At 68.1% G+C, this 15,023-nt stretch carries 12 protein-coding genes; 7 read left to right on the top strand and 5 right to left on the bottom strand.

The annotated features are described in order from the left end of the window. Positions 1–32 precede the first annotated feature (32 nt). Complete coding sequence (locus MLGJGCBP_RS20260) at positions 33–596, bottom strand: nuclear transport factor 2 family protein (protein ID WP_160097732.1); 564 nt, start codon at positions 594–596, stop codon at positions 33–35. 62 nt (positions 597–658) lie between these two features. Between MLGJGCBP_RS20260 and MLGJGCBP_RS20265 the strand changes: the two genes are divergently transcribed. The 3 genes from MLGJGCBP_RS20265 to MLGJGCBP_RS20275 all read left to right on the top strand — a co-directional run bounded on the left by MLGJGCBP_RS20265 (position 659) and on the right by MLGJGCBP_RS20275 (position 3,292). Further along, a complete protein-coding gene (locus MLGJGCBP_RS20265; protein ID WP_201453144.1) occupies positions 659–1,726 on the top strand; it encodes an aldo/keto reductase in 1,068 nt (355 codons plus the stop codon). A gap of 84 nt (positions 1,727–1,810) precedes the next feature. Then, the gene (locus tag MLGJGCBP_RS20270) at positions 1,811–3,016 is read left to right on the top strand and encodes a cytochrome P450 (RefSeq protein ID WP_160097733.1); all 1,206 of its coding nucleotides are present in this window, start codon (positions 1,811–1,813) and stop codon (positions 3,014–3,016) included. A gap of 48 nt (positions 3,017–3,064) precedes the next feature. Next, positions 3,065–3,292: a ferredoxin gene (locus tag MLGJGCBP_RS20275; protein ID WP_236581220.1), complete on the top strand. Its 228-nt coding sequence runs from the start codon at positions 3,065–3,067 to the stop codon at positions 3,290–3,292. 120 nt (positions 3,293–3,412) lie between these two features. Here the strand turns inward: MLGJGCBP_RS20275 and MLGJGCBP_RS20280 are convergent, their stop codons facing one another. The 3 genes from MLGJGCBP_RS20280 to MLGJGCBP_RS20290 form a co-directional block, all read right to left on the bottom strand. Then, positions 3,413–5,038, bottom strand: a complete 1,626-nt coding sequence (locus MLGJGCBP_RS20280; protein ID WP_160097734.1) for a GMC family oxidoreductase — start codon at positions 5,036–5,038, stop codon at positions 3,413–3,415. Positions 5,039–5,058: 20 nt separating this feature from the next. After that, positions 5,059–6,243 carry an epoxide hydrolase family protein gene (locus tag MLGJGCBP_RS20285; RefSeq protein ID WP_160097735.1) on the bottom strand — a complete coding sequence of 395 codons (1,185 nt, stop codon included), beginning with the start codon at positions 6,241–6,243 and terminating at the stop codon, positions 5,059–5,061. A 95-nt stretch (positions 6,244–6,338) separates the two neighbouring features. Then, positions 6,339–7,991: a flavin-containing monooxygenase gene (locus tag MLGJGCBP_RS20290; RefSeq protein ID WP_160097736.1), complete on the bottom strand. Its 1,653-nt coding sequence runs from the start codon at positions 7,989–7,991 to the stop codon at positions 6,339–6,341. 255 nt (positions 7,992–8,246) lie between these two features. Here MLGJGCBP_RS20290 and MLGJGCBP_RS20295 point away from each other — a divergent pair, with 255 nt between their 5' ends. Genes MLGJGCBP_RS20295 through MLGJGCBP_RS20310 form a run of 4 tightly spaced genes read left to right on the top strand, consistent with a single transcriptional unit; the run spans position 8,247 to position 13,866 of the window. After that, positions 8,247–9,707 carry a flavin-containing monooxygenase gene (locus MLGJGCBP_RS20295; RefSeq protein WP_442972112.1) on the top strand — a complete coding sequence of 487 codons (1,461 nt, stop codon included), beginning with the start codon at positions 8,247–8,249 and terminating at the stop codon, positions 9,705–9,707. Positions 9,708–9,749: 42 nt separating this feature from the next. Further along, positions 9,750–12,320 carry a CaiB/BaiF CoA-transferase family protein gene (locus MLGJGCBP_RS20300; RefSeq protein ID WP_160097738.1) on the top strand — a complete coding sequence of 857 codons (2,571 nt, stop codon included), beginning with the start codon at positions 9,750–9,752 and terminating at the stop codon, positions 12,318–12,320. Then, positions 12,320–13,471, top strand: coding sequence for a thiolase family protein (locus tag MLGJGCBP_RS20305; protein ID WP_160097739.1), 1,152 nt, complete (start codon positions 12,320–12,322; stop codon positions 13,469–13,471). The genes MLGJGCBP_RS20300 and MLGJGCBP_RS20305 overlap by 1 nt, the downstream gene beginning before the upstream one ends. Continuing rightward, positions 13,468–13,866 carry a Zn-ribbon domain-containing OB-fold protein gene (locus tag MLGJGCBP_RS20310; protein ID WP_160097740.1) on the top strand — a complete coding sequence of 133 codons (399 nt, stop codon included), beginning with the start codon at positions 13,468–13,470 and terminating at the stop codon, positions 13,864–13,866. Before MLGJGCBP_RS20305 ends, MLGJGCBP_RS20310 begins: the two co-directional genes overlap by 4 nt. A gap of 61 nt (positions 13,867–13,927) precedes the next feature. On the opposite strand, the gene MLGJGCBP_RS20315 is transcribed toward MLGJGCBP_RS20310, so the two are convergent. Then, positions 13,928–14,953: a cytochrome P450 gene (locus tag MLGJGCBP_RS20315; RefSeq protein WP_160097741.1), complete on the bottom strand. Its 1,026-nt coding sequence runs from the start codon at positions 14,951–14,953 to the stop codon at positions 13,928–13,930. Positions 14,954–15,023: the final 70 nt, after the last annotated feature.

Here is a 15,023-nt window from a genome sequence, read left to right on the forward strand (position 1 = left end):
CGGGCGTCGACGGCCCGGCGAAGCGCCCCTGCTCACGGTTCGAGCGTGCGACGCTCGTCGGCGAGAAGCGGGCGGTCGTAGGAGGTGTCGCTGCGGTCGCGCGCGACCGTGCCGTTCTGCCTGCGGTCGACCGGCGGCAGGTCGGGGGTCGTGACGCCACCGGTCCACTCCACCATCGAGATGCGGTGGGCGATGCGCCACTCGCCGTCGCGGCGTTCGAACCGGTCGACATACCGCCCACCGTGCAGCGTGACGGGCGTACCCGACCGGTTCTGCCCGACCATCACGAAGTAGGTCTCGGTGTGGGCCACGTCGCCGTCGATCTCGCAGGTGTGGTTGGTGATGTAGTGCTGCTCGCCGTGATGGCTTGCCCGGTGGCCGGCGAACGCCCAGGGGATGAACTCCTCGACCGTGCCGCGGAAGATGCCGTGGTCGTCGATCGCGCCGGGGTGGTACGCGGAGCGCAGCAGGTCCTCGTCGAGCCGGTCGACGCCGCGGGTGTAGCGCAGCAGCGCGTCGTGGATCTCCTGGCGGTCGAGCAGCTCCTGGAGGCGGCGGGGGTCGGGCGCTCGGTGGCGTGTGTCGGTCGTGGTCATGCCAATGACGTTAATGATGTTGAAGTTGTCATACAATGGCTTTCGGCCGCTATCGTGACCGAATGAGCGACGTACCTGTGATGAACTACCGCCTCCTGGGCCGCAGCGGCCTGCGGGTCTCCGATCTGGCCCTCGGCACGATGACCTTCGGGGCCACCACCGGCTGGGGAGTCGAGGAGCAGACGGCCCGCAGCCTGTACGAGCTGTACCGCGAGGCTGGCGGCAACTATCTCGACACCGCCAACCAGTACGCCGCCGGCGCGAGCGAACGGATCGTCGGCGAGCTGGTCGCGGGTCACCGTGACGAGGTGGTGATCGCTTCGAAGTACACCAACGCCGCGCCCGGCAACGGCGACCCCAACGCCGGCGGCAACCAGCGCAAGAACATGATCGCGTCGGTCGAGGCATCCCTGCGCCGCCTGGGCACCGACCACCTCGACCTGTACATCGTCCACTCCTGGGATCTGCTCACGCCGGTCGAGGAGGTGATGCGCGGTCTCGACGACCTGGTGCGCGCGGGCAAGGTCCTCTACGTCGGTGTCTCCAACACCCCGGCCTGGGTGATCGCCCGCGCCAACACCCTGGCCGAGCTGCGCGGCTGGACTCGGTACGTCGGCCTGCAGATCGAGTACAGCCTGCTCGGCCGCAGCGCCGAGGCCGAGTACATGCCGATGGCAGCAGAACTCGGGCTCAGCGTGCTGGCCTGGTCACCGCTGAAGAATGGTCTCCTCACCGGAAAATACGCCGACGGCGGCGGACGTGACTCGAGGCTGTCCAGCGAGGTGTGGGGCTCTCCGGCGATGGCGTGGGCCGACCCCCATGGCAATGCTGCGGGCCCGGTCGTCGAGACTCTGGTCGCAATGGCCGCCGAGCTCGGCGCGACACCGGCCCAGCTCGCGCTGGCGTGGCTGCGTCACCGGGAGGTCCACGTGGTGCCGATCGTGGGCGCCACCAACCCGGGCCAGCTGCGCGACAACCTCGGCTGTCTGCGGCTGGCGCTGACTCCGGAGCAGGTGGCTCGGCTCGACGATGCGAGCGCCGTACCGCTGGCTTATCCGCATCACTATCTGGCCAGCCCGATGGCTCGCTCGTACCGCTCCGCAGGGATGTACGACCGGATCGGCCGATGAAGGTGTCACCCTCCTGCAATTGTGTTCTTGCTTACAATCAATTATGTTAGAGAAAACTCTACATAATAAGGAAAAGGTTTGACGATGACTTCGATGCTGGAGCGAGCGGAGACCAACGGTCTGCCGATCCATCGCCTCGACCTGGAGACCGACGAGCGACTGGGCGTCGATCCCTTTGCCGTCTGGGATGAGGCGACCAAGGTCGGCGGCCTGTTCTACAGCCCGGTCAACCGCGGCTATCTGGTTGCCGCCGACTACGACACGGTCAAGCACGTGCTGCAGGACCCGCACACCTGGTCGAACCTGCCGAGCTCGATCGTCTACACGAAGCAGGAGGTCATTCTCGACGTCCCGCCGATCACCATGGACCCGCCGGTGCACACCAAGTACCGCAGGGCGCTCGCGCCGCTGTTCGGGCCGAAGGCCGTCGCACACCTCGAGCCACGCATCATCGAGATCTGCCACGAGCTGATCGACTCGATCGTGGCCAAGGGCAGCTGCGACTACGCCAAGGACTTCGCCGCCAAGTTGCCGGCTCTCTTCTTCCTCGAGTGGCTGGGCATCGGCACCGAGGACGTCGACCGGATGTTCCACCTCGCCGAGCGCGCCACCTTCGAGTTTCCCACCCAGGAGGAGCGCGACGACATCGAGTCGCAGATCGACACGATCGTGCGCGGCGCGATGCACGACCGGCGCACCAACCCGCAGCCCGGTGACCTGGCCACCGCTTTCGTGAACATGCGCGTCGACGGCGAGGAGATCCCCGAGGATCTGCTGGTCGGAATGGCGAAGCTCGCGTTCATCGCCGGCCAGGAGACCACGTCCAGTCAGCTCGGCTTCATCATGTGGCACCTCGCCAAAAACCGTGAGGATCGCCAGTTCCTCATCGACGACCCGACCCGGATCCCCGGTGCGATCGAGGAGCTGATGCGCTTCTACAACACGGGCGGCTCGGCAGGCCGGGTGGCCAAGCAGGATGCCGAGATCAACGGGTTCCCGGTCAAGGCCGGGGACCGGATATTCATCGCCCGCTGCGGCGCGGACCGGCAGCTGGCCCCCGACGTGCAGCTGACCCGAACCGGCGTTCCGCACTCGGCCTTCGGCCTCGGCGTGCACCGCTGCCTGGGCTCCCATGTCGCCCGCCTGGAGATGCGCATCGGGCTCGAGGTCTGGCACGAGCGGATCGGGGAGTACCGGATCCCCGACGACTTCGTCGAGAACTTCCGCTACGGCAGCTTCATGCAGCAGCTCCTCCACCTGCCCCTCGAGTTCGAGGTCGCCTCCCGCTGAGGCGGGCGCACCCGACTCCGACACCCGACTTCACGAAAGGCAAGCACGATGACCGAGAGCACCACCGACGAGAAGCAGTGCCTGCGATTCAGCATCGACACCGACCTGTGCGTCGGCCACGGCCGCTGCTACACACTCGCGCCCAACTGGTTCGACACCGACGACATCGGCTACGGCCAGGTGAAGGACGTCGCGATCGGCCTCGACGAGCGCGGCGCGGCCGAAGACGTCGCGGCCGCCTGCCCGGAGGGCGCGATCAGGCTCGACCTGTCCTGAGGCTTTCGGCGGGAGTCCGGAAGGACTCCCGCCGAGCCGGACGGTATGAACCAACCGAACAAACGAAAGGGAGCCCGGGCCATCGGCCCGGGCTCCCTCTCATTTACGTTCGAGGCGCCGTCAGCGCCGCTCGGCCAGGATGATGTCGGCCGCGATCCACGCCAGCGCCATCGTGGGCGCATTGTTGTTGCCCGACGGCTGATCCCGGAAGACCGACGCGTCGATCACCCGCAGTCCCTGCGTGCCCCGGACCCGCAGCGAGGCGTCGACCACGTCGTCCTCGTCGGGGCCCATCGCGCAGGTGCCCAGGCCGTGTGCGCCGGCGTTGCCGTGGTTGATGCCGTACTCGATGATCTCGTCGTCCTCGGCGATCTGCGGGCCGGGCTGGAGTTCCTCGACGACGTACTTGGCGAACGGCGCGGTGGCGGTGATCTCGCGCGCCTTGCGCAGCGTCTTGACCAGCATCCGCCGGTCCTCCTCGGTGCTGAGGAAGTTGGGCTCGAGCCGCGGTACGGAGTCCAGCCCGGGGCCCGTGATGTGCAGCGAGCCTTGACTGGTCGGGTACATCGGGAGCGCGACGTACTTGGCGCCGGGGAACTTGTCGACCACCATCCGGCCGGTCATCGGGTTGACATCCGAGGTGGAGATCGGGGTGAAGAAGCACTGCGTGTCGGGGTACTCCGAGGCCGGGTCCGACTTGTAGATCGCGCTCAGCGCGTAGCCACCGTGCGCGACCATGCCGCGACGGGTGAGCAGGTATTTGAAGCCGGACCACAGGTAGCGGGGGGTGGAAGAGGCCTCTTTGTTGTAGCCCTTGACCCCGGCGAGCCGGTACTGCAGCAGGATGCCGCGGTGTTCCTTGAAATTCTCCCCGACCTTGGGGCTGGCCACGCGGCACTTCACACCGGCCTTCGCCAGGATCTCCGGGTTGCCGATGCCGGAGCGCTCCAGCAGCAGCGGTGAGTCGAACGCACCGCCGGTGACCATCACCTCGCGGCGCGCGGAGTACGTGACCAGGCTGCCGTCCTTCCGCCGGCAGGAGACACCGGTGACGCGGGTGCCGTCCAGCACCAGCCGTTCGGCCTCGGTGTGGGTGACGACGGTCAGGTTCTTGCGGCGCCGTGCCGGGCGCAGGTAGGCGCGCGCCGCGCTCATCCGGGTGCCCTTGCGGGTGTTGGAGGCGACGTAGGACGTGCGCTCGCCGCCGCTACCGTTCATGTCCTCCTCGAACGGCACCCCGCTCTGCGCGAAGGATGCGATCAGTGCGTCGCAGGTGGCCTCGCGGGGGCCGGCGATCTCGATGTCGACCGCGCCCGCACCGCCGCGGGTGGCGCTCGGCCCCAACTCGTGGCGCTCCATCTTGCGGAAGGCGTCGAGGAACCGCTGCCAGTTCCAGCCGGCGTTCCCGGCCTTCTCCCACGCGTCGTAGGAGTTGGCCCAGCCGCGGTTCCACACCATGCCGTTGATGGTCGTCGAACCGCCGATCACCCGGCCGCGCGGCAGGTGTTCCACGTGGCCGTCGGGGAACTGCACCGTTGCGAACGTTTTGGAGTACTTGGGGTTGGTGAGGGTGAAGTAGAAACCCTTCGGCACCAGGTGGATCAGGTTCGCGTCGCCGCCGCCTGCCTCGATGAGCAGTACGGCGTTACGCGGGTCCTCGGTGAGCCGGTTGGCCAGGAGGCAACCGGCCGCGCCGGCGCCGACGATGATGTAGTCGAAGCTCGTGGACTTCGGTGGGCGGGGCATGCGGTGTCCTTTCGGCGCTCTCAGCGCAGGTTGCGGAAGGTGTCGCGGATGTCGGTCACCACGTCGTCGGGTCGCTCCATCGCGCCGAAGTGGCCGCCGACCTCGTGCACCCGCTGGTGGGCGATCTCGGCGTACATGGCGGGCAGCCAGTCGAACGAGGCCCCCGGCGGGTTGTCGTCGCGGAAGATCGACAGACCGGCCGGGGCCTGGATTGCGGGCGTGCGGTCGTGGGCCGGCTGCCACGGATGAGTGGCCGCCTCGTAGTAGAACCGCGCCGCGCTGGGGTAGCTCTGGGTGATCCAGTAGAGCATCGTCGAGGTGATCAGGAAGTCCTGGGAGAAGACGTCCTCGAGCGGCTGCGCCGGGTCCATCCAGGCGAGCCTGCGTTCGGTGAGCCAGGCGAGCAGGCCTGCGGGGGAGTCGTTCATCCCGTGCGCGATGGTCTGCGGATGCACGATCTGCGGCACGAGGTGGCCGACCCGGCGCTTCTCCCACGCCACCACCGCGGCGCGGTTCTCCGGGGTGGCCGCGTCCGCCGCCTTCTGGAGCAGGTTCCACGGCCGATCCGAGTTCCAGCCGGCGGGGAACGAGATCAGGCTGGTGAGGTGGATGCCGAGCAGATTGTCGGCGTACTTGTGGCCGAGCTGTGCAGTGACCTGGGCGCCCCAGTCACCCCCGTGCGCTGCGAACCGCTCGTAGCCGAGGACGTCGCGCATCAGCTGCACCCATAGGTCGGCGGTGGTGACGAAGTTGAGGCCCGAGCGGCTCAGCGGCGAGGAGAACGCGAAGCCCGGCAGCGAGGGGATCACCACGTCGAACGCGTCGGCCGGATCCCCGCCGAAGGATGCCGGGTCGGTGAGCGGGCCGATCATCCGGTGGAAGTCCCAGAACGTCCACGGGAAGCCGTGGGTGAGCAGAAGCGGCGTCGGGTCGGGGCCGGTGCCGCGGACGTGCACGTAGTGGATCGGCTGGCCGTCGACGTCGACGCGGAACATGGGTAGCTGGTTGAGGGCGGTTTCCTCGGCCCGCCAGTCGTAGCCCGTGCGCCAGTGCTCGACCAGGCCCCGCAGCCGTTCGGTGGAGACCCCGTAGCGGCCGTCGCCGTTGCCGACATCGGGCGCGAACCGGGTGGACGCGAGCCGGCGGTCGAGGTCGGCGAGATCCTCGTCGGACACGTCGACACGGAGGGGAACGGGCGAGGTCATGGTGCTCCTGGGCAGCTGGGAGGTGGCGATGGTGGGGTGCGGGTCACGGACCGGAGCAACGTCACGGTCCGTGACCCGCCGTCGAGGGGCCGGTCTCAGTGGACGAGGAACCCGCGGTAGTCGTCGTCGCGGGCGTTCTCGAGGTTCTGGACGAACTCCGGCAGCGACCCGATGTAGGCGACGTAGACGCGGGGCTTCCCGGGGATGTTGTCGCCGAAGAAGATCGACTTCGCAGTCGCCTGCAGGGTGCCGGCGGCCGTGTCGGCGACCTGCTTCGTCCAGACGGCCTCGGCCTCGGGGTCGGCGTCGATCCGGTTCCAGCCCTTGGTGAAGAAGTCGTCGACGACCTTGGTGACCCACTCCACCACGGGCTCGGAGCAGCGTGGGCCGTTACCGTGGCCGCCCTTGCCGTGCGGACCACCCTCGATGAAGAGGTTCGGGAAGCCGGCGACCTGCATGCCCATGTACGTGTGCGGGCCGTCCTTCCACTTGTCGCGCATCGTCTGCCCGCCGAGGCCACGGATGTCGATCTTGTTCAGCGCACCGGTGAAGGCGTCGAAGCCGGTGGCGAAAATGATCGTGTCCACCTCGACCTCGCCCTGCTCGGTGAGGACGCCCTTCTCGGTGAACTCCTTGATCGGGTTCTCCTTGAGCAGGATCAGGTCGACGTTGTCCTTGTTGTAGGTCTCGTAGTAGTTGGTCTCGCAGGGCACCCGCTTGGTGCCGAAGTAGTGGTCGTTCGGAATCAGCTTCTCGGCGATCTCGGGGTCGTTGACCCGCTCGCGGATCTTCTCGGCGAGGAACTCGCAGTAGACCTTGTTCGCCTCCGCGTCGTAGGCCAGGTCGTTGTACAGCCCGATCCACTTGGTGAAGCCCGGGGAGTTGAACGCCTCCTCGTAGCGGGCGTCGCGCACCTCCGGCGCGACCTCTGTGGACTTCACCGGGTCCCAGCTGTGCAGGAAGCCGCTGAAGGTCTGCCGCAGGTACGGGAACATGTCCGGGTAGCCGGCGCGGATGGCGGCCATGTCGTCGTCGGAGAGCGGACGGTTACGCAGCGGGACGGCCCAGTTGGCGGTGCGCTGGAAGACCGTCAGGTGGCCGGCGGTCTTGGCGACCTCGGGGATCACCTGGACGCCGGTGGCGCCGGTGCCGATCACCGCGATCCGCTTGCCCTCGAAGCCGATCTGCTTGTCCTTGGGCCACAGCGAAGTGTGATACCACTCGCCCTCGAACCGATCCAGGCCGGGGATGCGCGGAAAGTTCGGGTCGGAGAGGATGCCGGTCGCCATGATGACGAAGCGCGCGCGGTACACCTCGCCTGTCGTCGAGTGCAGCGTCCAGGAGTTGGTCTCCTCGTCGAAGACCATGCTCTCGATCCGGGTGTCGAAATCGATGTCGCGACGCAGATCGAGCTTGTCCGCGACGTGGTTGTAGTACGACTCGAGCTCGGGCTGACCGGCGAACATCTCCTTCCAGCGCCACTCCTCGAGCAGCTCCTCGTCGAAGGAGTACTGGTAGGAATGCGACTCCGAGTCGAGCCGGGCGCCGGGGTAGGCGTTCCAGTACCAGGTGCCGCCGACGCCGGAGCCGGCCTCGATGACCCGAACCGACCGACCGAGCTCGCGCACCAGCTTCAGCTGGTACATCCCGGTCAGGCCGGCGCCGACGATGACGACGTCGTAGGAGCGCACTCCCGCCTCGTCCGGCTGGCCTCCTGACACGTCGGGCCTGGTCGCGATCTCGGTCATGGTTCCTCCAATAGAAGTCTGTGCCGACGGCCGGTTGTGCGCGGCCAGTCGTGGTCGTCCAGTACTAATGCTATCCGGTAGCTCGATCAAAACACCACAGCCGGATAGGTTTAAACATAATAGGCAGTGGTCGACGTCTCAGTCTGCGGCACAGGGCTGATGGCCGGGTGGTCTGGTCTGAGTCCATCTTCCAATCATGTTATAGTACTGCTACTAACGAGGTTACGTTGCAGCTGGGAGGTCAGTCCTGTGAGAGTGGGCATCATTGGTGCAGGTATGTCGGGGCTGTTCCTCGCACATCACCTTGCCGAGGCAGGGATCGAATATCAGATCTTCGAGAAGCGGGCCGGCGTCGGTGGCACCTGGTACGACAACACCTACCCGGGTCTGCACGTCGACGTGATCACCCGCTCCTACGAGTTCCCGTTCGCGCGGAAGAACTACTGGTCGAAGCGGTATGCGCCGGGCTCGGAGATCCGCCGATACCTGACCGACTTCGCGCAGGAGCAAGGCGTCGTCCGGCACATACGATTCAACACCGAGGTGCGGCAGGCCGAGTGGGAGGACGACGCCTGGACGTTGACCCTGCCCGACGGCAGCACCGAGGTCTTCGACGTCGTCGTCGCCGCGACCGGTTTCCTGCACGTGCCCAAGCGACCGACCTTCCCGGGCACCGACACGTTCGAGGGCCACAGTTGGCACTCCTCCGAGTGGGACCACGGCGTCGACCTGACCGGCAAGCGGATCGGTGTCGTGGGCACCGGTTCCAGCGGCATCCAGATCGTCAGCGAGCTCGGCAAGCAGGGCCACGACGTCAAGCACTTCATCCGAACGCCGCAATGGATCCAGATCCGGCAGAACAAGAAGATCTCGCCGTTGGAGCGGGTGCTGCTGCGGGTGCCTGCGCTGGCCGGCTACTGGGACCGGCGGGTCGCCACGCTGCGTGTGGCCACCGAGGGCTCCGAGACCTGGCGGCTGATCCCCGGCGACGAGCGGACGGTCCAGACCCAGCGCTTCTACGACGAGCTGGCCGAGGCCGTCCCGGACCCGGTCCTGCGGGAGAAGCTCACGCCGAAGGACCCGCCGGGCTGCAAGCGGATCCCGAAGTCGCCCGACTACTACCAGGTCGTCCAGCGTCCCAACGTCACACCGGTCTTCGGCGGCGTGCAGCGGGTCGAACCGAACGGCATCGTGGACCCCGACGGCACGCTGCACGAGCTCGACGTGATCGTCTACGCGACCGGCTTCGACACGCACGCCTACATGCGGCCGATGGAGGTCGTCGGACCCGACGGCCTGACCGTCGAGGAGATGTGGGCCGACGGCGTCTACAGCTACCGCGGCATGGGCCTGCCGGGCATGCCCAACTTCTTCCTGCTCAACGGCCCGTTCGCCCCGGTCAACTCGGTGGCCATCCCGACCTGCCTGCGCGACGAGGTCGGTTTCCTGATGCGGCTGCTGGACACCATGCAGCGTGAAGGGCGGGCGCTGGCGCCTTCCGCGGAGTCGACCGCGGCCTTCTGCGACACCGTTCGGTCGGCGCTTCCCGGCACCACCTATTCGCTGTGCGACAACTGGTACACCGACAAGGGCGGGGTCGCCATCATCTGGCCCTTCACCCGCCAGCAGCACGCCGATCAATACGCCGACGCCGACATCGCCGACTTCGAGCGATTCCCTGCGCGTCGCGAGCTCGCGGCGCCCGTCCGAGCCTGACGGCACTGGATCGCGTCCTGACGAAATGACTGGAGAACCCCGATGACTACACCCCAGACAACCGAAGACCAGGCCAAGCCGGGTGCACTCGCAGGCATACGCATCGTCGAGGTCGGCGACCGGATCGGCGAGTACTGCGGGATGGTGCTGGCCGGCCTCGGTGCCGAAGTGATCAAGGTCGAGCCGCCCGAGGGCGCCGAGAGCCGCCGGATGGGTCCGTTCGTCGACGACGTGCCGGACCCCGAGCGCTCGCTGCACTTCTGGACCTACAACCGCGGCAAGCGCTCCGTCGTACTCGATCTCGAGACGACCGAGGGCCGAGCCGGGTTCGTCGAACTGATCGGCGCCTGCGACGTGCTGCTCGACGCGACGCCGCTGGGCTACCTCGAAGAGCGGGACCTCGGCAGCGCCACGTTGCGCGAGCAGGACCCCGCCCTCGTGGTCGCGCGGATCACCCCCTTCGGCGAGGAAGGGCCGCGCAAGGACTGGAAGGCCAGCGACCTGGTCCACCTGGCCCTCGGTGGCCAGGTGATGAACAACGGCTACGACCCGGATCCGTCGGGGAAATACGACCTGCCGCCGGTGGCACCTCAACTGGACCACTCCTACGCCGTCGCCGGCGAGCAACTCGCCTTCACCGTCGTCGCCGCGCTGATCAGCAGGCGTCACACCGGTCAGGGGCAGCACCTCTCCTGCGCGGTGCACGAGGCGATGGCGAAGAACACCGAGGGCGACCTGATGTCGTGGGTCTGCCTGCGCACGCCGTTCCACCGCCAGACCTGCCGCCACTCCGCGCCGGGGGTCTCCATCCACCGCTCGATCTTCCAGACCAAGGACGGCCGCTGGATCCTGGCCTCCACGCGCAACGCCAAGTTGCTCGGCCCATTCCTGGACAGCTACGGGATCGGCGACGAGATCAGCGACGGCAGCGACGAGAAGACCAAGGACTCCCGCGTGCTGCCGGGTATGGAGGGCGGCGCCGCTCGCAACATGGATGCGGTCGAGCACACGGTGCGCCGCTACCTCTTCGACGACGTGCCGTGGCGCGAGGCCCAGGAAGCCGGCCTCATGTGGGTGCCGGTGCGCAAGCCCCACGAGTCGGCCTACGACGAGCACTGGCTCGAACGTGGCACCTACGGTGACATCGAGCACCCGGAGCTGGGTCGCTCGCTGCGCTACCCGCTGAGCAAGTGGATCTCGACCGAGAACGGCTGGGTCACACCCACTCCTGCCCCCAAGCTGGACGAGCACCGCGACCTGCGGTTGAGCCTGACACCCCGGCCGATCGAGCGGGCGCCGCTCATCCTGCCCGAGCGGCTCTCCAGCCATGGCAAGCCGTGGGCGCTCCAGGGGGTGCGCATTCTCGACTTCACCTGGATGCTCGCCTCGGCAGGCGCCACCCGGTTCCTCGCCTCCCTGGGCGCCGACGTGATCAAGGTCGAGTGGCACAAGAACCTCGACCCGCGCCGCGGTGGCAACCCGGTCGGCGGACGTGCGGCGCGCGAGCGGGCGACCGGCCCGGTGCCCTCGCAGTGGCCCGCCGACCTCGGCGGCCCGGTCGGGGCGCAGTACAACAACAAGAACCCAGGCAAACGCGGCATTTCGCTCAACGTGAAGCACCCCAAGGGCCTCGAGCTGGCCCGCCGGATGGTCGCGGAGAGCACCATCGTCGCGGAGGGCTTCTCCCCGGGCGTGATGGAGAGCTGGGGACTGGGCTACGACGAGCTGCGCAAGATCAAGTCCGACATCATCTATGCCAAGCAGTCGGGCATGGGCACGAAGGGCATCTACGGCCGGTTCCGCACCATCGGTCCGGTGGCACAGGCGTTCGCAGGCACCTCGGAGATGAGCGGCCTCGGCGACCCGTTCCCGCCTGCCGGCTGGGGCTACTCCTACCTGGACTGGTACGGCGCCTACAGCTTCGCGCTGGCCCTGCTGAGCGCCGTATACCACCATGACGTGACCGGACAGGGACAGGCGATCGACGCCTCGCAGAGCGAGGTGGGCATCTTCATGACCGGTGTTCCGGCCCTGGACTACCAGGTCAACGGCCGGGTCTGGGAGCGGGCAGGCAACCGCTCGCCGTACGCGACCGCCGCGCCGGAGGGGCTCTACCGTACCCGGGGGGACGACCGCTGGATCGCCATCACGTGTCAGAGTGAGGGCGACTGGATCGCCCTCGCCAAGGAGGCATGCCATGTCGAGTGGCTCTCGCAGGCGGAGTTCGCGACCGCCGAGGACCGGCACCGCAACCGCGAGGCGCTCGACGCGCTGATCCAGGGATGGACGTCGGAGCAGGAGCCGTTCGAGCTGATGCAGCGGCTCCAGGCGGTCGGCGTACCCGCCGGTGTCGCCCAGACCGCGCAGGATCGGGTGGAGAACGACCCGCAGTTGCAGGCGATGGAGTGGCTGACCGAGCTCGACGCCACCAACTTCGGCCACTGGCCGGTGGCGGCTCCCTCGGTGAAGATGAGCGACACGCCGCAGCACGCAGGCGGCCAGGTCGGCCGCGGCGCCCCGACGTACGGCGAGCACAACTACGACGTCTACGAGGAACTGCTCGGACTGAGCCGCGACGAGGTCGACGAACTGGCAGCGGAGGACGCGATCTGATGGCGGCAGCACAGCTGGGCGGCGCGATCCGCGGGCGGACCGCGATCGTCGCCGCCGGCAACACCGCCCAGGGCACGATCCCGGGCATCTCCGCCGACGAACTGGCGGTCGAGGGTCTGCGGATCACCTTGGCGGAGGCCGGCATCGACAAGTCGGAGATCGACGGGCTGATCACCTGCAAGTCGTTCGGCGGCTTCGGGATCGACACGGAGATCGGCCGGCTGGCGGGCCTCAACCCGGCCTACAGCGCCACCCTCGACTACGGCACCTGCAACTTCTCCCTGCACCTGGCGTGCGCGGCGATCGACGCGGGTCTGGCGAGCGTGGTCGCAATTGTCTACGGGACCAACCAGCGCAGCGCAGGGAACAAGTTCGGCCATCCCCTGGGGCGCCAGGACGAGGCGTCGGTCTACGGCTTCCTGAATGTCGCCGGTCCGGCGGCGATGGCGTTCCGCAGGCACCAGCACCTCTACGGCACCACCGAGGCGGATCTGGCCGAGGTCTCGGTCTCCCAGCGCCGGTATGCGGTGGACAACCCGTTGGCGATCTTCCGGGAGCCGACGTCGGTCGAGGATTACCTGGCGGCCCCGTACCTGGTGGCGCCGCTGCGCCGCCCGGACCTGTGCATGATCTCGGACGGCGCGGCCTGCCTGATCGTGGCTCGGGCCGATCGGGCGGCGGAGCTGACCGACAAGCCGGTGCACGTGATGGGCATCGCCCAGCAGACGGGTCTGCGCGACCGGCAGAACGCCGACCAGTGGCTGCGGCCCTGGATCCAGCAGGTGGCCGAGCGGATCTATCCGGCCGCCGGCATCGAACGGGAAGCGGTGGACGCCCTCTACATCCAGGACCCGACCAGCATCTGGGTCCTCCAGATGCTCGAGTACTACGGCTTCGTCGAGCCGGGCGGTGTCGGGGAGGCGTTCCGGTCGGGTGCCGTCGGCCATGGTGGGCGGCTTCCGCTCAACACCAACGGCGGCCAGCTCTCCGAGGCGTACATGTGGGGTTTCCTCCACCTGTGCGAGGCGGTCAGACAGCTGCGCGGCGAGGCGGGGGCGCGACAGATCGAGGGCCTGCGCACGGCGCAGTACTGCTCGACGTTCGGATTCATGAAGGCAGCCAGCACGATCTTGTCGACGGAGGCGTCGTGAGCGGATATGAGACCCCGGAGACCCAGGACGACTCCCGGTTCTGGGACGCGGCGGCGGAGGGCAGGCTGGTCTTCCAGCGGTGCGACAGCTGCGCATTCGTGCGCTGGCCTGCCGCCGGCGTCTGCCCCGAGTGCATGGACCGGGGATACACGTGGGAGGAGGTGGCTCCGCGAGGCACGGTGTGGAGCTACGCCGTCTACCACCGGGCCTATGCCGGTTATTTGCGCGAGCGGGTCCCGTACGACGTGGCCCTCGTCGAACTCGAGTGTGGGGTGCGGCTGCTGACCACCCTGACCGGCTTCGACGACGACGCCGACCCGATGGGCGCCGCGGTCGTCGCCCGCTTCGAGACGGTCGGCGAGCACCAGCACGTTCCGGTCTTCGGGCCGGCCTGAGACCGACGTCGCCGAGGTGGTGCTCTTCCTCGGCGACGCCCGGGAGTCGCGAGTGGGCCGGTCAGCGACCGGGCAGTACCGCGGGCACCGACCGATAGAAGAAGCCCACACCCACGTGCTCCGACCGCACCGTGCGATCGAGGTCGATCCGGTGGCCCGGCAGCAGGTCGAGGACGGCCTCCACCTCCAGGCGGAGGACCAACCGCGCCAGGTGCAGGCCCATGCAGCGGTGTACGCCCCAGCCGAATGCGACGCTCTTGGACCGCTCGCGATCCAGGTCGATCCGCTCCGGGTCCGGGAACGCGGCGGGGTCGTGGTTGGCCGCCATGTTGACGAACAGCGCCCAGTCACCGGTCCGCATGCCCACCTCGCCGAGGTGGGTGTCCTCGGTGACCCGTCGGGCCACGGCGGTGACAGGTGTGTAGATGCGGATCACCTCGTCGATTGCGGCCGGGATCAGGTCCCGGTCGGCAACGAGGCGCTCGTGGAGTGCGGGCTCCCGCGCCATCTGCACGAGCAGTGCGGTGAGCGCGCCGCTGGTGGTGTGGAAGCCGGCGAGCAGGAGGAAGACGACGGTGTCGCTCACCTCCTCGTCGCTCATCGGCTCGCCGTCCACGATCGGCTCGGTGGCGAGCACTGTCATCAGGTCCGCACGGGGATGCGTCCGCCGGTCCTCGGCCTCGAGGAGGATCTGCTCGCGGATCCAGCGGTTGCCCGCGGCGTTCTGCTCGATGATCGAGGGATCGGTGCTCGCCTGGTTGCGCAGACCGCGTGCCATCACCTCGAGCAGTTCCTCGCGCCGCGACCTGTCCCAGCCGAGGATGCCCAGCGTGACCGCGCCGGGGGAGACGTCCGCGAGGTCGGAGACGAAGTCCCAGCTGCCGCGCTCGGCGAGGCCGGTGACGATCTCGGTGACCAGGGTCGCGATGTCGGGCTCGCGCCGGGTCACCTCCGCCTTGCTGAACCACGTGTTCAACACCCGTCGGTAGGTCGAGTGCAGCGGCGGATCAACGCCCACCGGGATGTGGCGGGTGCCGAACGGGTTGGCCGGGATGGCGGGACCGAAGCTCGAGGAAAACCGGCTCATCCCAATCGGGGGTGTAGGAGTTGGGGTCTGAAGCCGCCGGTCTCGAGCAGGCTTCGGGCGATGTAGTTGG

This window comes from Rhodococcus sp. T7 (genome assembly GCF_009872365.1).
In the GTDB taxonomy this organism is placed as follows: Bacteria; Actinomycetota; Actinomycetes; order Mycobacteriales; family Mycobacteriaceae; genus Rhodococcus_F.